The following is a 19,741-nucleotide window of genomic DNA, read 5'->3' as shown; positions in this document are numbered from 1 at the left end:
AGTGGGGATGTTGACTTTAATCCGATTTATTATAGAGTTGATAGTTAGTGTAAACCAAAAATTACTGATGACAGAAAACAATCAAGATTCCCGTTCCGTGGATGTGTTTGGCGTGGGAAATGCCCTTGTAGACATCCTAGCATTGGTGGAAGATGAATTTGTACTCGGCCACGGGCTGAATCGCGGCGGGATGACGCTGATGAATTCGGAAACGCAGGGGGGGATTTTGCACGATTTAGAGCACAATTCGCTGCAAATGCGATCGGGGGGTTCGGCGGCAAATACGATGATTGGTTTGGCTCAGAGCGGCGGTAAAGCGTATTATTCGGGGAAGGTTGCTAAGGATACTAACGGCGAATTTTATCGGCAAGATTTGCTGGCGGCGGGGATTGATTTTAACGTGCATCCTGCTGCTGAGTCGAAGGAGCCCACTGGTACTTGTGTTGTGCTGACTACGCCGGATGCGGAACGCACGATGTGTACTAATCTGGGGGTTTCTACTACTTTGGCTGCGACTGATATTGATGTCGATCGACTGGCTCACTGCAAGTACAGTTATGTTGAGGGCTATCTTTGGGATGCTCCCGATCCGAGAAAGGCTAGCATTGAGACGATGGAACAGTCTAAGCGTCTGGGTGTGAAGGTGGCTTTTACTTTTTCGGATGGCTTTTTAGTCGATCGATTTGCTGATGATTTTCACAAGGTGGTTTCGGAATATTGCGATGTAATTTTTTGCAATGCTGATGAAGTTCGGAGCTTTTTTAAGGAGGAATCTCTGGAAGAGTGCGCTCGGAAAATGAGCGAGATTTCGGATTTGGCTTTTATCACTAATGGGGATAAAGGCTGCATGGTGGTGGAGAACAAACAGATTGTTGATGTGGCTGGATTTCCGGTAAAGGCGATCGATACTGTTGGTGCTGGTGATGCTTTTGCGGGGGGTGTTTTGTTTGGAATTACTAACGGTTTAAGTTCTACACAAGCGGCGCGCTGGGGCAATTTCTTGGCTTCTAGAGTGGTGCAGATTCATGGGCCTCGGCTTGAGGGTTCTCAGGCTCATCTTTTGAGTGAGGTGATTTCTGGTTAGGAATTGAAATGGGCGATCGCACTTTTTGGATTAAGGGCGATCGCACTTTTTAGCAACCGCAGATGAACCGCAGATGAACGGGGATGAACGGGGATGGATGAAGGGCGATCGCTTGGCAATCCTTGCAATCGGCAACTGGCAAAGCACCCCCCTTCGATCGCACAATTGACTCGCTGCTATTCACCCTCTCCAACGGCGACATTACCGCCGCCATCAACGCTCAAAATGACTACTTCAAAAAAACCGAAAATCTGGTCAGGGGCGGGCAAAATGCCCACCCCACAAGAAATCAGATGTATTGACTTCAACCACTAGAATAAATCCCTCTTTCTTGCAGTTGCTGCATAAAAAACTCTTCCAAACTAGGCTTAGCCAAATTCATCCCAATTAGCTGCCCTCCCGTACCGCTCAGAGTAGAAAGAAACTCTTTCGGAGCGCCCTGCAAATGACCGTACCACAAATCCTCATCAACTTCCATATCCGGTATCCATTTTTTCAGGATATTCAAGTGGCCGCCCCTACCTTCAACCCGGTAAGTTTCAGTAGTGCCGAGGAGTTCGTCGATCGCACCAATGCAGATTAACTCACCCTTCGCCAAAATTGCCACTCGATCGCAAATCTTCTCCACATCCGACAATATATGCGAATTAAAAAAAATCGTTTTTCCTTGATTTTTCAGCGATAAAATTATCTCCCGCATCTGATAGCGTCCCATCGGATCTAAACCCGACATCGGCTCATCTAAAAATACCACATCTGGATTGTTAATCAAAGCTTGAGCCATGCCGATCCGTTGCAGCATTCCCTTAGAATACTGGCGCAACTGTTTTTTAATTGCCGCCGATTGAGATAAGCCAACTAAGTCTAGCAAATGCGGAATTCGCTGCCGCTGAATCGAGGGGGGAATTTGAAATAACCCCGCCGCAAACTGCAAGAATTCCCAGCCCGTGAGATAATCGTAAAAATAGGGATTTTCTGGCAAATAGCCGACTCGCTGCTTCACGGTGCGATCGCCCAAAGGCCTCCCCAACAGCAGCGCCCTGCCAGAAGTGGGCCGCACGATACCCAGCAAAGTTTTCAACAGCGTAGTTTTCCCCGCTCCATTTTGCCCTAACAGCCCGAAAGTTTCGCCCTCAGAGACAGTCAGAGTGCAATTTTTGAGCGATTCAATTTTTTCATTCATCCAGAAGCCGGTACGGTAGAACTTCCCCAGATTAAATGTTTCCACCACTGGGGTAGCTCCGGGCATCTCGATGGGATTTGGCGCATCTACAAGAGGTTCCATTTTGGTCAGAGAAATAACTAGCACCTGATTATATTCTATTGCATAAGTTAAGTAATAATGTTGATATTTTTAATGTTAAACTAATATTAACTGTAGTTAAAATTTGCCGAATATGGATCGTTCAAAAATTATTGCTATTATCACTGGGGTGATTTCTATAATTTTAGCAGTTGCCTATCTGCTACTCGTCACCCTCCTCGACTTCCGAGGCGAAATGTTGCCTGCACCTCAAAGTCAGTTGCCAGTCTCCATGCCACTTCAGCAATTAGGCACTGCTAACCCGACTTTGCGAGCACCGAGGATTTATTCTCAATTGTGACAAAAATAATACAATTCAAATTCCGAAATCCCCCCAGTACATGATGTAGACAAAATTACTGACCAACTAACGATAGGTTGACATTATCTCCTAAGAATTCTCACCTAAATTTTGGCTAAATAAATTCAATTCAGCATAAGTGAGGACTTTAGATATGAAACCGATAATCCTACTCGCTATCTTAACTCCTTTGTGGTTGACTCCGCCCGCCAAAGCGGAAAATATTACTTGTACCCGACAACGGATTGCAACAAATTACTGCAAAGATCATATTAGTCAAGCTCAGAATATTACTCTGGGACAAGCTTCGGATTTAATTAGCAAGTGGCTGGAGGCAAAGCAGAGAATCTTTGCTCCTCCATTCGATCGCCAATTGCTGGCTAAAATGACTACAGGTATTTTGTATGCCGATACAGTCAAAGCGATGGACTATCTGACAAACAGCAATTCTCAGTACAGATACGGTGTCCAAAAAGTTGAATCCGTCGAACGCTTTGCAGCATCTGGAAACAAAGCCACTATTGAAGTCACAGTCACCGAAGATGCCACAGTGTACCGAAATGACAGAGTCGATAGTAGCAGTTTCAATACTAAGGTAGTTCGCTATACCTTAGAGTATTGGGATGGCATCTGGAAAATTGCAGACTCTCAAATTATGAGTCATTAGTCATGGGTTAGTTGTTATTTGTTACTAATTATAATTGGTAATAGTAAGTGAAGCTAATGACCAAAAACCTAATAACAATTAACAACTAACAACTAACTAATACACATGAATTGCTTTCATCATGTGATATGCAACTAGCAACTGCGTCAAAGCTAGCGGGTAACTTTGCAAAACTTCGCCAGTTGTGCCGATAAGTTTGCCAATTTCCGGGTTGCCTTGGGCGGAGCAAAATCCCCGCAGGTGCGGCAACTCGCTGCACAAAATCATTTCTAGTTCGTTTACTTGATCGCTGGTAGCGTGGGAGTCTACCTCCAAAACGTCAACAGGTTTGCCCATATCCCGATCGAGTCCCAAGCGAATTGCAGGTTTAAAACTCTCGCTGCCTCGACCTAATATTTCAGTAAAATCAGGATGAGGAATTGTCGGTCTGAGCACTAAACGGACGCTCAAATTCGATTCATTGTCCGCTTCTGGCGGGTAAAAACTAACTACAACGTCGGCCGATTTGCGCTGAGGACGAATGAAGTCTTCAGAGTCCGGTTCCCGTTTTTTTATTTCTGCAAGCACCTGTTCTTCAGTATAACCGCGCTTCATAATATCGCGCTTAACTTTCCACTGAGTTCGCAACTCTTCGGGAGGAGCAAGATACACTTTTACGTCGTAAGAATCGCGGATTGTTCGGGTTGCGTAACCCAGCAAACCTTCAACTATTACAAATTTACTGGGCTTGATGTATTCCGGCGGGTCGAATGTACCTGTCGTGTGGTTGTAGATGGGTTTGAGAATTGCTTGTCCGGTACGCAGCAGGCTGAGGTGCTGCTGCATGATGTCGAGGTGATTGCAGTCGGGATGCAATGCTGTGATTCCGATTTCTGCCCGCTGCTTTCTGTCGTAGCGATGATAGTCGTCCGTGCAAATCACAGTGACATTTTCTGGCCCTAATACTTGGGCAATTCCCCGCGTCAGGGTGGTTTTGCCCGCTGCGCTGTCTCCGACAATACCGAGAATAATTGGTCGATCGCTCATTGTTTTTACCCGGACGCACAATAGCAAATTTTGTTGTCAATCTTAAATCTTATCAAAATTGTGTTCGATCCGATCGCTCGGTTTGACTTGCTTCCCCCCGGAGTCTTCCCAATGTGTAAAATTATTGTTATATTTCTTAATATAATACGGCACCGGAAACTCAGGGAGCATCAGATTAAAAAATCACGCCCATTTCTTACCGCCCAAGATGTCGATCGTACTTTTGAATCCAGCTATTGTCAGAATTTCGGGAAAATCACCCCTGTAAAGTGTCCGGGTAGTCTCTTTTGTCTTTTGTAGTGCCAATTGCAGCGGTGGGGCTTGTGGGATATTTGTGCTTTCAAAACCGGCCGCAAGCAGTGAATCAATTTGCCAGTCAATCAATCAATCGACGCCCAGGCCGATCGAATTTATCCGCAATATGAAGTTTTAGCCCCAGCTTTCGCTGTTTTGACAAATTAGTATAATAAATTTGAGTTCATGAGGCAATCATGCCCTCACAAACCTGTTTTTTTCCTCTTGCTTGCCTTCGGCAATGCGTCTTTCCGTGAAAAAAAATAGGTTTGGATGCACCCGTGCGTAATTTATAAATTTAAACAAATCTTAAGTTTATTAAGTTTAACTAAGCCCGTAACAAGCCGATGAATCAACCATCTTCAGAAAAATTAAGGGGCAGTATTTTAATTGTGGACGACAGTCTTAACAATTTATTGTTACTGGAGCTGATCTTATCGAGGAAAGGTTATAAAGTAGAAGCTGCATCTAGCGGGCAACAGGCACTCGATTCTGTGGATTTGGCTCAGCCTGACTTGATTTTGCTGGATATAATGATGCCCGATATGGATGGCTATGAAGTTTGCAGTCGCTTGAAAGCGATCGATCGCACTCGTGGCATTCCCATTATTTTTCTGAGTGCTGTGGTACAAGCTTCTGAGAAGGTGAAAGCCTTTAATGCTGGGGGGGCGGACTACATTACTAAACCTTTTCAAACCGTAGAGGTGGTAGCTAGGGTAGAAAATCAATTGCGGCTGCGGGAACTAGAGTTGCAACTGAGGGATAAAAATCTGATGTTGCAGCAGGAAATCGCCTATCGGGAACAGGCAGAAATGGAAACGCGGTTGCTGTTGGAAAAAACCAAGTCTCAGAAAGAAAAAATTGAAGAATTGCTATTAAATATTTTGCCGAAACCGATTGCAGACCGCTTGCAGGAGGGACAAAGCATAATTGCTGACAGCTTTGCGGAGGTCAGCGTTTTATTCGCCGATTTGGTGGGATTTACGAATTTTGCCTCTCAAAAAAGTGCTGTCGAAACTGTGAAAGTTCTCAATCAAATTTTTAGTCAATTTGACGAGTTGTCCTTACGGCACGGTTTGGAGAAAATCAAAACTATGGGTGACGCTTACATGGTAGTCGGCGGTTTGCCCGATCCGCAGGAAAATCACGCTTTTGCTATTACCCAAATGGCGCTGGATATGCAAGCTGCTGTCGCTAGCTTCAATGTCCAAAACAATCACAACTTTAGTCTCCGCATTGGGATAAATATTGGTGGGGTGGTGGCGGGAGTCATTGGTTTAACTAAATTTAGTTACGATTTGTGGGGGGATACAGTAAATGTTGCTCAGCGGATGGAATCAAGCGGTATTCCGGGGGAAATTCAGGTGACTGCTGCGGTTTACGATCGTTTAAAAGATAAATTTTTGTTTAAAAAGCGCGGTGCTGTTGAGATTAAAGGTAAAGGAGAAATGATCGTTTATTTGTTGGTGGGGCGAAATTAGTTATTAGTCAGTTGTGAGTTGTCAGTTGACAGTTGACAGTTGACAGTTGACAATTCCAAATTCCCCATTCCCCATTCCCCATTCCCCATTCCCAGTTACCACTCATCGTTGCGTTTGTTGCTGTAAGTTTCCCAATCGTCTTGTTGCGGCGCCTGATACAAAGATTCTGGTTCCAATTCCGCTGACATTTCTAATTCTGGTTCCGATTCTTGCTGATAGATGTTCAGAGGTTCGACAACGCGGGCGATCGCATCTTTGACAAATGCTTTGACAAACTCGTCTTTCCGATTTAACTGAAACTGCCTTTGTACAACTTCGGCGATGCCACCATCGCCCCAATCTTGGTCATGGCGGAAATATTCAATAAAACTTTTACCGGCAATTCTGGTTAAATAAGCCGCACTGACTGCTTGAATTGCTTTGCCAAGTACAAACCCGGCTACGCTTAACTGCAGCGCCCTTGATACTACTTGAATTACACCTTCAACTATTCCCAAACTTGCTAGGGTTTTTGCTAGAGACAATGCCAACTCTTTGGCGCGATCGATATTTAATTCGCAGCCGTAAATCTTAGCAATTTCTACTACCATTTGAGCGTTAACTGCTGCTGTCGCTAACAAATCCACAACTGGCAAAGGCGTTACGGCAATTACTCCAGCTCCGATCCACTGAAATCGCTCTACTGCTTTATCAGCTTGCCGCCTTCTTTGAGCGTCAATTAACTTGCGCGCTTGGTCTCCCAAGTGCTGAGATTGCAGCAAAATATTGTCCGCAATTAAGTCTTCGCCTTCAGCTCGCAAAATTGCAGCGACGCGCCGAATTAATGGCATAATATCCGGGTATGGCTGAAAAATTGTGCCGTCTTCTAGTACAACTTTTTGCGGATTGGCGCTAATTGCTACTACATCCATTGCTGATACAAAACCTTTGACTCGCTGCCGCAGTCGATCGAGAATTTCATCTCTGTCGGTGTCGGGATAAAGGTCAACTTTATTAAAAACCACGATCGACCTTTTGCCAATTTCCGCCAAAGTCCGCAGCGGTTCGTACTCGGATTTTCGTAAATCGCCGTCCAAAACAAATAAAATCAAATCTGCCCTCGCCGCCAACTGCCTCGCCAATTCCTCTCTATAAGTTCCCGCAACTCCCGCTTCCAAGATGCCTGGGGTATCAGTAATTGCTAATTCTCGATCGATTCCTTTCAATTTCAGAGTGTAAGTTTCGCCAACTTCGGTAGTTCCCATCGGCGCGCCCACCTGTCCCGCCATCCGCCCCACCAGCGCATTCACAGCGGAAGTTTTGCCCGCAGAACCGGTGCCGAAAACAACTACTCGAACGCTGCCGCGAGCCATGCTAGCTTCAATTTCGCGGGCTCTCAACAGCAAAGCTTGCCGCGCTACTTCATCTTGAATGCGATCGACTTGTTGCCTGATTGCTTTGAGATTTTCCGAAGCTGCTTCACTTTTCACAACAGGAACCTTCGGATTAATCGGCCGTTTTCCCTTAACTTTCTGGGGGCGTTGCAGCAACCTAAAATAGTAAATCAGGGCAAAAATTAGCGTTCCCAAAAGTACAATTATCAGGAAAATCAGCAAATTAGCCAGCAGCGGAGAAGCAGACCACGCAACTTGACTGTAAAGCCCTGTTAAGGAACTCACCAGCCCAATAATCAGCCCCAGGGTGAGGCAGAAAGCAGCAATTAAGGTTAACAGGCGCGGCAAAGGCATGAGGGGAGTGGCAAATAAAAGGGTTATGCTTTGATTTTTACACTACGCCGATAGTCATCAGTCATTGCAAATCTAAAATCTAAAATCTAAAATCTAAAATGGCGAAGCGCCCGTTAGCGAAGCCCTCGAAGAGGATCGTACTGCGCGAACCCGCAAATCCCGATTCTGTGCGACTGCGAGCGCGATTTGCGGGGTTTTAGTGGTAGCGAGTGCAGATAAAGTGCGATCGCGCCCGCAGTCTGCAATTGTAGCTTGCACGAGAACTTACTAAGTCGGTGGCAAAATTCGCCAGTATGTAACAAAAGATTAAGTAGAGTGATTCGAGTTAAATTTAATAGGTTGTGTAAGGTTGTGTACGGTTTTTTCTTTACCTTGTACCCCATGAATTACCGCAGAAGCAAGCTCTAATTCCGAGTCAAATATTTGTCCTGCTCGTTCATCTTTTTTGATGTGTTGCCATTCCCAGCCAAAGCAAATTTATTCCTTCTCATATCAATTCCGGCTGCGCCGGAATGATATCAAATGCGCGCTTCATCGTCGGGCGTAAAGTCGAATCCCGATGCCAACAAATAATTCACGCCATTTTCATTTTTTTGACTCACAGTCAACAGTCAACAGTCAACAGTCAACGTCAACAGTCAACAGTCAACAGTCAACAGTCAACAGTCAACAGTCAACAGTCAACAATGATAAGGAGTGCAACCGGAATCGATTGCTAATTGCAGACAATCGGCAGAGTGAGATGTACCGTTGTTTCCTTTTTATAGATACTGGTAATTGAGAACTCTCCTCCTGCCAGTTCGACAATTTTCTGGACAATTTTTAAGCCGATACCGGTGCCCTGTTGCTCATACTTTTTGCGCTCAAACTGCATGAAGGCACCAATTTTAGCAATTTGCTCTTCTGTCATGCCCTGCCCTGAGTCATGTACAGATAAATGCAGCATCTCCCCTACGACTTGACTACTAACTTTAATGGTTGTCTCTGGTGAGGAGAATTTCAGTGCATTATCAATTAATTCATAGAGCAGCCTTGATAGATATCGTTCTGATAGAGCGATATCCGCTTCCTCAAGAGTTAACAACAAATCGTTGCTACGGTTTACCTTCTGAGCCTGGTATTTCAACTCGGCTTCAATGGCGGAAGCTACAAATTGAGTCCGGGCAGATTCCATCTTGTGCTGTTGACTTGCGGATAGTTCTAATCCTAAATAAATCAGGAATTTATTCGTTAATTTTTCTAGGCGACGGGCAGAGTCATGTGCCCAGCCTAACATCTCACGGATTTGGGCTATCTCCATGCCTTCGAGCTCGTCCTTGAGCCACCCGATCGTGCCTAAGATGCCATTGAGAGGCGTATTCAGTTCGTGGGATAGAGTAGAAGCTAAGTTGCCACGCAGCTCATTAAGGGTGCTTTCCAAGAGATTGGTGGTATTTTCTTGGATGTGGTATAAGTTCTGGATATTATCATACTGTTGCTTGATTCTGAGCATTGAATGCACGCGAGCACGCAGTTCAATAGCATTTACAGGTTTACTGATGAAGTCGTCGGCTCCGGCAGTTAGACAGTTGGCAAGGTCTGATTTTGAGCTTAATGCTGTCACCATAATGATGGGAACGGCTTGCCATTTTGACATGGCTTTGATTTGCCGACAAATCTCGATACCGTCTATTCCCGGCATCATCACATCCAGCAAAATAAGATCCGGATCGAATATATCCAGGGATGCGATCGCTTCTTGCCCGCTGGCAGCATAATGCAATTGATAATCCTGCTCTGATAACAGGATTTCAATCACATCAAAGTTATCCGGCTCATCATCAACAATTAAGATAGAAAATTGAGACATAATTTCCACGCTTTCAATAATGTAAAAAGTTTTATGAGTTAATGTGATAACCTCAGCTATGCTGCCAAAGTGATTTCAAAAATGGCACCTTGTGGTTGGTTGTTTTTGACACCAATTGCGCCCCCATGTGCCTCAACTACCATTTTGCAGAAAGCTAAACCCAACCCTATTTGAGAGACCTCCGACATCAGATTCCCAATCTCGTATTTCTCAAAAATCTTGTGCCGCAATGTATCAGGTACACCCGGTCCAGAGTCTATAACCTGGATTTTGGCGTTGCCAGATCTGAGGAATTCTACATTCACTATGATTTGACTATTGGGTGGGGAAAACTTAATTGCATTCGAGAGAAGGTTATCCAGCGCTCGATGTATCATAGTGGCATCAACCGAGACTTTTCTACTGGTTTCTCCTGGTAATTGAGCGACCAGCGACTGATTTTTTTTAGCAGCGATCGCTTCAAAGTTTGATATGGCAGACTCTATGAGATCGCACAGATCAATCTCTGTGTAATTGAGACGAGTTTTACCGGATTCGAGTAAAGCAATTTGCAATAAATCATCAATTAATAGCTGTATTGCTTGGGCTGATGAGTAAATTCGATCCAGTTGCCTTTGTTGTTTTTCTCTAGGATACTCTATGCTTTTTAGGAGTTCCAAGCCAAGCAAGATACCAGCCAGGGGATTGCGTAAATCGTGGACAACCATTTTAACCATATCTTCCCGCAATTTTAGTAAGCTTTGCAGGTCGTCATACTGGTCTTTAATTCGCAGCATGGAGTGAACTCTGGCACGCAGTTCAATAGCATTTACAGGTTTACTAATGAAATCGTCTGCGCCGGCAGTGAGACAATGGGCAAGGTCCGATTTTGAGTTTAATGCTGTCACCATAATGATGGGAACGGCTTGCCATTTTGGCATGGCTTTGATTTGCCGACAAACTTCGATGCCATCTATTCCTGGCATCATCACATCCAGCAAAATAAGATTAGGCTCAAATACGTCGAGGGATGCGATCGCTTCTACCCCGCTCGCAGCGTAATGTAATTGATAATCCTGCTCGCTCAAGAGGGTTTCAATTACATCAAAATTATTGGGATCGTCGTCAATGACTAAAACGGATGGTCTGTTCACGGGTTATCTTTACCTAGAAGCTAAAAGTTGTTGAATAGTGCTTGCCAATTGCTTCAGCTTGACGGGTTTGGTGAGGTAATCATTGGCTCCGGCGGCAAGACAACGATCGCGATCGCCAGTCATGGCTAAGGCAGTTAAGGCAACGATCGGCACATCGACTAACCTAGGATCGAGGCGAATCTGCTGCATAGCTTCTAGGCCATCCATACCAGGCATTTGAATGTCCATCAAAATTAGATTGGGGTTTTCAGACTTGGCCAGGGCGATCGCCTCTTCTCCATTCTTCGCCAAGACAATGCGATAGCCTTTAGCTCTCAGGTAGCTCGAAACCGTACTGATATTGGCTTCGTTGTCTTCCGCCAGCAAGATTAAGGGAGAGCCTCGCTGCTGTTCGGGCCCGCTGGGTTCGATGCGGTACTCTGTCTGGGGTTCCAGGGCAAGAGAGGATGGCGCACAAGCAGTGCAGGGAAGGTCGATCGCGAAGCAACTTCCTACACCCACGGTGCTGGTGAGCCCCACCTGCCCGCCGTGGAGTTCGACAATGCGTTTCACCAGGGCAAGCCCCAAGCCAGTGCCTGTATATTGACGATTCAGGGCGCCATCGATTTGGATAAAGGGCTGAAACAGTTTGTTGATATGTTTTGGGGCAATACCAATACCTGTATCGATGACGGCAATTTGCAGAGTCTCTTTGACCAAAAAATGGGGTGAGGAATCGGCAGAATCTGGGTCGGCCCGGGGCTGTTGACGGCTAACTTCTAGGGTGATGCGTCCTCCGTTAGGAGTGAATTTGACCGCGTTGTTGAGAAGGTTGATCAAGACTTGGCGCATCCGCCGTTCATCAATCAATAAGTCGGGCAGATTGAGTGGCACTTTAATCTCTAGCTGGATGCGTTTTTGCAGGGCTTGTTGTTTGATAAAAGCCAGACTGGATTGACAGAGATGATTGATTGAAACTGGGGTGCAATCGAGCTCCATTTGACCCGATTCAATTTTGGCGACATCCAAAATGTCGTTGATTAACTCTAGCAAGTGAGAGCTACTGCGATCGATGGTTTGTAAAGCTTTGATTTGTTGTTCGTTGACGATGCCAAATACTTGCTCTTGTAGCCCCTCGCTCATGCCCAGAATGGCGTTGAGGGGGGTGCGGAGTTCATGGCTCATGTTGGCGAGGAATTCGTCTTTGAGGCGGGTAGCACGGGCCAATTCTTGGTTAGAGACTGCCAGTTGTTCGTTGCGCTCGGTGAGTTGCTGCTGGGCTTGTTGCCGTTCGGTGAGTTCTTGCTGCAACTGCTCAAATAGGCTAGCTTGTTGAACAGCGATCGCCAACTGGTTAGCAATTTGTTGCAGGAGTTGCGCTTCAGACTCTTGCCAGACTCGCTTTTCTCGACAAGCATGGACAACTAAAACCCCCCAGAGCTTGTTGGTTGGCCCAGGGGCAACCCCTCTATGGCTTTCGCTGCTTCGGGCTTCTTGCAGGATAGGTGCAACCATTTTGGACTGGACTTGACCAACGCTTGCGTATTCCACCAAACAATTAGTCCCCATATCGGTCGTTATATCGGGGACGATACGGGGCTTGCCCTGGCAATAATGGTTGAGGATTTCTTGAGACCACAGTTGGTCGTCCCAGTAAAGGTTTTTGAGCGCGGGAAACTCGGTCAACACAAATTCTTCAACAATTTGACTTCTGCCATTGCCAAATAGCCGGATTACGATGATTCGATCGCCTTGCAAGATTTCTTTGACTTGCTGTGTCACAGTCGCCAAAATTTGGTTAATATCCAACGATTCGCGAATTTGCTGGGCGATGAATCCCAAAGTTCGCTGCCGTTGTAGTTGTAAAGCGATCGCATTTTCTGTTTGCTTGCGGATAGCCAATTCTGATTGTACCTGTTCGTAGAGGTAAGATTGCTGAATTGCGATCGCTAATTGGTTAGCAATTTGTTTAAGTAAATTGATTTCCCAGTCTTGCCATTGGCGCGGGGTATCGCATTGATGAACAATCAGCAACCCCCAGAGGGTTTGATTCTGAATAATTGGAACTACGAGTTTGGCTCTGACCTGGATGTCTGCGAGAAATTCGACTAAGCAAGGTACGATAGACTCGTTTTCATCTTGGCTATCGTTGAGGGCATAAACTCTTCCTTGGATATAGCGCTCGTAGTTTTCTTCGGGAAAAACCTCTTCTGGGAATAGGATATCCAGGAGCTTAAGCCTATTTGGCGAAACAGATTCAGCAATGGTAGCCCCCGTCCCTTCAGGAAAAACCCGATAAACCAGCGTTCGATCTGATTGCAAGAGCTGATGGATTTCCTCAACAGTGCTATTGAGAATCTCGTCGAGATGCAGAGACGATCGCATCCGTTTAGTAATCGCTCCCAGCAAACGTTCATGTTTTGCTTGTTGTTGCAATCTCACTTCGGCTTCTTTGCGATCGGTGATATCCTGAAACGTGCCTACCAGACCAATAATATTACCTGAGCAGTCTCGCAGGGGAGCCTTGTGGGTTTCGAGAAATATTGGTTTACCATTGGGTAGAGTTAGCGTTTCTTCGATCCCTAATATAGCTTCACCCGTTTCGATTAACCGCCGATCCATCGCACAATACTCGTTCGCCTCCACTTCTTTCTGGCAAATATCTAAATCTCTTTTACCTATACTTTCGATCGTAGATGGCAAGCCTAGAGTTTTGGCAAACTGCTGATTGCATCCTAAAAAAACAGACTCTCGATTCTTCCAAAACACGGCGAGCGGGATGGTATCGAGTACCGTTTGCAGAAACTGCTGAGATTCTTGCAAAGCCTTCTGGGCCTGTTTGCGATCGCTGATATCTACTAATACACAAATAGTTTGATCCTCTGAGCCTGAGAGGAGTGCGGCTCCGAGCAAAACAGAAATCCGGCTGCCATCCTTACGGTAGTATTCCTTTTCCAAGGACTCGATCTCGCCCTCCTGTCTCAGGCGATCGATCGCTAAAACATCAGCGGCGAGATATTCGGGGGGGGTCATAGCACCCCAATGAATCATCCCAGCATTTAGTTCCTCCCTAGTGTAGCCAACCATCTGTAAGAAGCGATCGTTGGCATCGGTAATGTTCCCCTGAAAATCGGCAAACATCATGCCGCTCACACTGGAATCAAACACCCGGCGGAAGCGCATTTCACTGCTTTCTCTGGCGAGTTCAGCTTGTTTGCGATCGCTGATATCCGATAAAATTCCCTGGATGCTAATCAATTCCCCTTCAGCATTTATAACGGGTGTGGCACTGCTTCTCACCCAGACATAATTGCCATCTCGGTGGCGCTGTCGGAACTCATAATCACTTGACTTTTTACTAACTTTGATATTCTCCCGATAACCAGTAACCACCAAAGGGCGATCGTCTGGATGCACCAGAGATATAAACGACTTGCCAATCCATGCACCCTCCTCCCAGCCAAACATCGTCTTGAATTGCGGTGACAAATAAGTGAGTATGCCATCGGGTTCACATGACCAGATCAAATCATTAGCGCCTTCTACCAGCCGCCGGAATTTAGCTTCACTCTCTGCTAATTCGGCTTCGATCTGTTTGCGATCGCTGATATCGCGGCATACACAAATGAATAATCCATCGTCTGTGAGGGTCAGGGATAGCTCTTGGGCAAAGGTAGAGCCATCTTTGCGGAGGGCGATCGCCTCTCCCTCCCAAGCGCGATCGCGCCTCAGCACCGGCAAGACTTCTCGCTCAAACCGTTCTAACTCCTGTTGGGAATACAAAAGTTGCCAGGTTTTGCCCAGCAGTTCTTGGGGGTGCTCGTAGCCAAACAATTCTAGATGGGCTTGATTCAAATAGAGGTAGGTATTTCCTTGGAGAATCGCAATGCCCTCGATCGCCGCCTCAATTGCCGCCAGTTGTATTTTGAGGGTTTCTTGGGTTTGTTTGATATCGCTAATATCGGCCAAATAGCCAACAATCTCGGTTGGGCGACCTTGTTCATCTCGCACCAGGCGCATTCCATCCCGTATCCAAACGTAGTAACCATCGCGATGCAAAAATCTATATTCATGCTGATGAGTGTCGTACTCAAACAGAGCCGATATATCTGCCAAAACTCTAGGGGCATCTTCTGGGTGAATATGGTTAATCCAGAAGCTGGGGGTCGATACAACTTCTTTTGGCTTGTAACCCAAAATGGCTTCGATATTTTTGCTGATGAAAGTTGAGTCATAGTCGCGATAGGGCTTAGAGCTATAGATCATCGCGGGACTGGATGCCAGAAGAAATTCGAGGCGTTCTTTCAACAGGCGATTTTCTCGCTCTGTCTGTTGGCGATCGGTAATGTCTTGGATCAGGGCCAGCGAATAGAGATGTCCATCATCACACGATAGGACAGAGGTGGAAATGGAGATAGTGCGCCGCTGTCCATCTTGACGCTGGATTTCCCTTTCCGCAGCGATCGGCTGCATCTGTCTACCGTTGGCGATCGCCTGTTCTCGATCTTCTAGATTCGGGTACAAGCTTTGATACCCCAGACGGTTAATTTCTTCTAAGGTGTAACCCGTAATCACTTGCATTTGCTGATTCCAGACTGTGAAGCGGACAAAGGGAAACTCCTCAACTTGATGGAAAACACACAGCCCTTCTGCCATGTTTTCTACAATTTCTTGACGGAAAGTATTTTCCTGCTGAAGCGTTGCTTCGGCCAACTTGCGATCGGTAATGTCGAAGCGAATGGCTAGATACTGAAAAGGTCGCCCTTGTTCGTCCAAAAAGGGGACGATGGTGGTGGCCACCCAGTACAGGCTACCGTTTTTTGCCCGATTGCAAATTTCACCGCGCCAAATCTGACTGCTGTTAATGGTGCGCCACAAGTCTTGGAAAAAAGCAGGGGGATGATAGCCAGAGTTGACAATGCGATGGCTTTGTCCGATCAGTTCATCGCGGGAGTAGCCAGAGACTAAACAGAAGCGATCGTTGACGTAGGATATCACCCCTTCGCGATCGGTGATGACCACAATGGCAGACTGATCCAAGGCCTGTTTAAAGGCTGATAATTCTTGAATTAACTGCTGTCGTTGGAGTTCAGCCTGTTTGCGTCTGCTAATATCCAAGTTGACCCCAATCATGCTCTGGGGATTGCCTTGGGCATCTCGCAAGACCATACCAAAGGTTTTAATAAAGTGAAGGCTGCCATCGGGATGCAACACTCGAAATTCGGTATTAAATTCTGCCTGTCCTAAGACGGCTTGCTGGAGCAATGTTTCGGTGGCGGTGCGGTCTTCGGGATGTAGCCGGTTTGCCCAAATGTCGTAAGGCAGAGGGGAATCAGATTGTTTTGTGACACCGTACAGTTCGTACATCCGCTCATCCCAAAAGACGGTGTTCTGTACAATATCGAAGTCCCAACAGCCGATCGCCCCTGATTTGAGGGACAAGGCGAGGCGATCCGATACTTTCTGTAGTTCCACTTCTGCACGTTTGCGATCGCTAATATCTTGGGCGATGCCTAAAAAGCCGATAATTTGCTGATTGACATCCTTGAGGGTGCTGATGGATAGCGACATAGGAAATCGACAACCATCTTTGCGGATATAGCTCCACTCTTCTTCGCTGACAATACCTTGGCGTGCTTTGGCAACAAGAACCTCAAAGCCGGGGGGAATATTTTGCCCTAGTTCGGCAGATAGTGATGCTGCCCGGTCAATTACCTCATTTGCATCGTGGAAGAGTGCGGGGGAGGCTTTGCCGATGATTTCTTGAGTCGTGTAACCCAGCATCCTTTCGGCTCCAGCATTAAAGGTCTGGATGATGCCAGTTGGGTCAGTGGAGATGATGGAGTAATCAGTACCATTGAGGATGGCGCGTTGCAGGCTGTTGACTTGCCAAAGCTCTTGGGTGCGTTCTTCGACTTTTGCTTCTAGCTGTTGGTTGAGTTGCTGGAGTTGTTGTTCGGCAAGTTTGCAATCGTTAATGTCTGTAGTAGTTCCTACGTAGCCGACTACTTGCCCGTCTGCATCCAGTTCGGGAACGGACTGCCCATATACCCAAGCCACAGCACCGTCGGGATGTTGAAAGCGATATTCGAGTTGGAAAGAGCCACTTTCTTGGATAGATTGCTCCCATTCGGCGATGACCCAATCGCGATCGTCGGGGTGTAGCCCTTGTTGCCATCCTTCCCCGATGGCGGTTTTTGGGGTGAGTCCGCTGATCAGACACCACCAATCGTTAACATAGATGCACTTGCCCCCAGCATCGGCGCGGAAAATCCCCACTGGTACCGCTGCCACTAGGCTGGCGTAGCGTTCTTCGCTTTCTTGCAAGCGGGCTTCAGTTCGTTTGCGATCGCTAATGTCGGTAATGGTGCCTATATAGCCGCTCCGATGTCCATTGGCATTGAGTTCGGCGACGCACTGCCCATAAACCCACGTTACCGTACCGTCGGGACGTTGAAAGCGATATTCGAGTTGGAAAGAGTGGTTCTCTTGGATAAATTGCTCCCATTCGGCGATAACCAAATCGCGATCGTCGGGGTGTATTCCTTGTTGCCATCCCTGTGCGATAGTGGCTCCTGGTCTGAGTCCGCTGATCTGAAAGTAGCGATCGTTGACATAGGTACATAGCGCCTCGGCATCGGTGCGAAAAATCCCCACCGGAGCGGCTGCGGCAAGGGCGGCGTAGCGTTCTTCGCTCTCGAACAGGGTGGCTTCGATCCGCTGTCGTTTTAGCAGTTCATTCTGCAATTTTTGCTGGATCATGGATTGCCCAAGGGCGATCGCCACCTGTAGACAAACTTGTCGCAGGAGTTCGATCTCGTCAGCCGTCCAAGAGTGTGCAGTGGCTCGATAACTGGCGATCATTAATCCGCGCAATTGTTCCTCAATCACGATCGGCACCATCAGCTTGGCACGAATATCAAACCCCACTAACATTTCCTGATGGCACAGGGTCATTTCTTCGCCGTAGATGTCGTTGATGACGCGAATTCTGCCCTGGCGATACGGTTCAAGCCATTCTGGGCTCATGCAAGGATCGTGGGCTTCCCTATGAAGCACCGATCGCCCCGTGTCGGTAATGGCTTCCGCAATCACGGTGCCGCTAAAGTCAGGCCGAAACTGGTAAATGATGACGCGATCGCACCCCAGAAGCGAGTGAATTTCGTGCACTGTAGTATGCAGAATATCTGACAAATTCAGGGACGAGCGAATCTGCTCGGCAATGGTATTGAGAAGTTGCTCTCGATCGGCCTTTGCTTTGAGGGCGGCTGTCCGAGCTTCCACCTGCTGCTCGAGTTCAAGGTTGCGATTTGCCAGCAGCGCCACCTTTTCCGCCTCTAGGCGCACCACCTTCTCTTCCCACTTCTGGACCAGTTTGTATAGCTCCAGCGGGTTGAGGGCTTGCAGCAAACTGGTCTGGGTGACGATGCCTAATAGTTCTCCTAGCTCCCCTGTCACCGCCAACCGACGGATCGATCGCTGCTCCATGATCTGCTGCACAGTCCAGAGCGACTCCTCTGGCTTGACCTTAAAAATCGGCGTACTCATTACCACCTCAGCCAGACAGGTTTCCAGGTTCAACCCCAGTGTCTGAAATTGCACAATATCCCGCTCGGTGACAATCCCCACTGGAATTTGTAGCGGTTCAGTAGAGATTCCGCCTGGGTGTACAATCACCACGGAACTGACGCGATGCTCTGCCATAAGTTGGACGATCGCCAGTAGGGAAGAATCTGGCGCAGCACAAATCACTTCGCGGGTCATCACTTCTGCTACCATACGCAACCGCAGCAGGTCGATCGGTCGAGAGGTTTGGCGCAGACTTTCGTGAGTCACTAGGCCCACTAGGCGATCGTGCTCGTCCACGATGGGCAAATGGCGAATTTGGTGGTGTTGGAGCAGGTTAATCGCAAAAAATAAATCGGTGAAGGCGGACTCCCGGAGGGTAACGACTGGATGTGTCATCACCTCCCTGAGCACCAAATTCTCCAAGGAACGCTGTTGGGCACTCAGCCGCACCACGTCTCGCTCGGTCAGTATGCCGACCAATTGCTCGTTTTCCACTACCAACACGCAGCTCGATCGGGTCTCTATGTGGAGGTCGTGGAGTTGACCATCCGCCGTTCTAGGGGTGTTGCAGAGCGATCGCACGCCGCTCATTTGGGCGATCGTATCCATCACCGTCGTATCGGGCGAAACCACCAAGGGCTCCGGGACGATCGCAGTCCTGAGTTCTATTGGAGTGAGAGCCGTAGTACGCATGAACATGAGTTTATATGGTTTGATTGCTGATTATTTTTTTAAACTTTTCGCCTTAAACACATGAGCTGATAGCGTAGCCTGGGGTCAGCGATAGTAACGAGAAGAGTTACTTAGCTGCACGACTTTCTCTAAATATTATATTTACTTACAGTTCGCTTCTGCATGAAATCAGTTAGGGAAATTCCGTGACTCTAAGGTAACGCTGTTTCATCACTTTCCTGAGATAATAAAAATAGAAAGTAACGCTGTTTCATCACTTTCCTGAGATAATAAAAATAGAAAGTGCCGTAAACACTTTACGACTATGTTGAAGCTTGGAGAGCCCGCCGTAACGATAAAATTTGTTGACGATTGACGATTACCGTGAATTATACAGAGCATACCGAACACTATTCCCCCAAGTGAGAATTTGTGAGACTTTTAATTATTTTCCTGTGGGATTTTGTGATATTAAGCGTAAAACACTACCAGCAATATCTCGTATAGGGGGATTAAGTAATGAACCAAAACTATGGCATTTTCTAAGCAAATTACCTTGAAAGTATAACGCTTGAAAAATGCTAGTACAGCTCGGCGTAAGTACACAGACTATATTTATGGTAGAATAACATAGTTAGCTGAGACCCGTTTAGGTG

At 46.9% G+C, this 19,741-nt stretch carries 13 protein-coding genes; 5 read left to right on the top strand and 8 right to left on the bottom strand.

All coding sequences use genetic code 11. The features are described from left to right. The first annotated feature begins 67 nt into the window (after positions 1 to 67). Complete coding sequence (locus QUA36_RS26180) at positions 68 to 1,084, top strand: adenosine kinase (protein ID WP_333159976.1); 1,017 nt, start codon at positions 68 to 70, stop codon at positions 1,082 to 1,084. On the opposite strand, the gene QUA36_RS26175 is transcribed toward QUA36_RS26180, so the two are convergent. Beyond that, positions 1,081 to 1,212 (bottom strand): hypothetical protein, encoded by a 132-nt coding sequence (locus QUA36_RS26175; RefSeq protein WP_333459597.1) that lies wholly within the window; start codon positions 1,210 to 1,212, stop codon positions 1,081 to 1,083. The genes QUA36_RS26180 and QUA36_RS26175 overlap by 4 nt on opposite strands. Here QUA36_RS26175 and QUA36_RS26170 point away from each other — a divergent pair. After that, complete coding sequence (locus QUA36_RS26170) at positions 1,207 to 1,386, top strand: hypothetical protein (protein ID WP_333459596.1); 180 nt, start codon at positions 1,207 to 1,209, stop codon at positions 1,384 to 1,386. The two genes, QUA36_RS26175 and QUA36_RS26170, sit on opposite strands and share 6 nt — an antisense overlap. 2 nt (positions 1,387 to 1,388) lie before the next feature. Here the strand turns inward: QUA36_RS26170 and QUA36_RS26165 are convergent, their stop codons facing one another. Beyond that, positions 1,389 to 2,369, bottom strand: a complete 981-nt coding sequence (locus tag QUA36_RS26165; RefSeq protein ID WP_333159979.1) for an ABC transporter ATP-binding protein — start codon at positions 2,367 to 2,369, stop codon at positions 1,389 to 1,391. Positions 2,370 to 2,481: 112 nt separating this feature from the next. Between QUA36_RS26165 and QUA36_RS26160 the strand changes: the two genes are divergently transcribed. Both QUA36_RS26160 and QUA36_RS26155 read left to right on the top strand, forming a co-directional pair. Continuing rightward, positions 2,482 to 2,688, top strand: coding sequence for a hypothetical protein (locus tag QUA36_RS26160; RefSeq protein ID WP_333159981.1), 207 nt, complete (start codon positions 2,482 to 2,484; stop codon positions 2,686 to 2,688). Positions 2,689 to 2,842: 154 nt separating this feature from the next. Continuing rightward, positions 2,843 to 3,355 carry an ARC6/PARC6 family protein gene (locus tag QUA36_RS26155; protein WP_333455851.1) on the top strand — a complete coding sequence of 171 codons (513 nt, stop codon included), beginning with the start codon at positions 2,843 to 2,845 and terminating at the stop codon, positions 3,353 to 3,355. Positions 3,356 to 3,451: 96 nt separating this feature from the next. On the opposite strand, the gene QUA36_RS26150 is transcribed toward QUA36_RS26155, so the two are convergent. Then, positions 3,452 to 4,381 (bottom strand): phosphoribulokinase, encoded by a 930-nt coding sequence (locus tag QUA36_RS26150; RefSeq protein WP_333159985.1) that lies wholly within the window; start codon positions 4,379 to 4,381, stop codon positions 3,452 to 3,454. 641 nt (positions 4,382 to 5,022) lie between these two features. On the opposite strand from QUA36_RS26150, the gene QUA36_RS26145 reads away from it, so the two are divergent. Next, on the top strand, positions 5,023 to 6,156 hold the full coding sequence (locus QUA36_RS26145) for an adenylate/guanylate cyclase domain-containing protein (RefSeq protein WP_333459595.1): 1,134 nt from the start codon (positions 5,023 to 5,025) through the stop codon (positions 6,154 to 6,156). A gap of 95 nt (positions 6,157 to 6,251) precedes the next feature. On the opposite strand, the gene QUA36_RS26140 is transcribed toward QUA36_RS26145, so the two are convergent. The 5 genes from QUA36_RS26140 to QUA36_RS26120 all read right to left on the bottom strand — a co-directional run bounded on the left by QUA36_RS26140 (position 6,252) and on the right by QUA36_RS26120 (position 19,112). After that, on the bottom strand, positions 6,252 to 7,883 hold the full coding sequence (locus QUA36_RS26140) for a GTP-binding protein (RefSeq protein ID WP_333459594.1): 1,632 nt from the start codon (positions 7,881 to 7,883) through the stop codon (positions 6,252 to 6,254). Between the two features lie 93 nt (positions 7,884 to 7,976). Further along, on the bottom strand, positions 7,977 to 8,141 hold the full coding sequence (locus tag QUA36_RS26135) for a hypothetical protein (RefSeq protein WP_333459593.1): 165 nt from the start codon (positions 8,139 to 8,141) through the stop codon (positions 7,977 to 7,979). Positions 8,142 to 8,598: 457 nt separating this feature from the next. After that, positions 8,599 to 9,732, bottom strand: a complete 1,134-nt coding sequence (locus tag QUA36_RS26130) for a hybrid sensor histidine kinase/response regulator (RefSeq protein WP_333459592.1) — start codon at positions 9,730 to 9,732, stop codon at positions 8,599 to 8,601. 56 nt (positions 9,733 to 9,788) lie between these two features. Next, the gene (locus QUA36_RS26125) at positions 9,789 to 10,865 is read right to left on the bottom strand and encodes a hybrid sensor histidine kinase/response regulator (protein WP_333452515.1); all 1,077 of its coding nucleotides are present in this window, start codon (positions 10,863 to 10,865) and stop codon (positions 9,789 to 9,791) included. A 9-nt stretch (positions 10,866 to 10,874) separates the two neighbouring features. Further along, positions 10,875 to 19,112: a PAS domain S-box protein gene (locus QUA36_RS26120; RefSeq protein WP_333459591.1), complete on the bottom strand. Its 8,238-nt coding sequence runs from the start codon at positions 19,110 to 19,112 to the stop codon at positions 10,875 to 10,877. Positions 19,113 to 19,741 lie beyond the last annotated feature (629 nt).

It is taken from the genome of Microcoleus sp. Pol10D4 (assembly GCF_036701555.1).
Lineage (GTDB): Bacteria > Cyanobacteriota > Cyanobacteriia > Cyanobacteriales > Microcoleaceae > Microcoleus.
The sequence above is the reverse complement of the archived record's forward strand: the minus strand, read 5'-3'. Positions and strand labels throughout refer to the sequence as shown.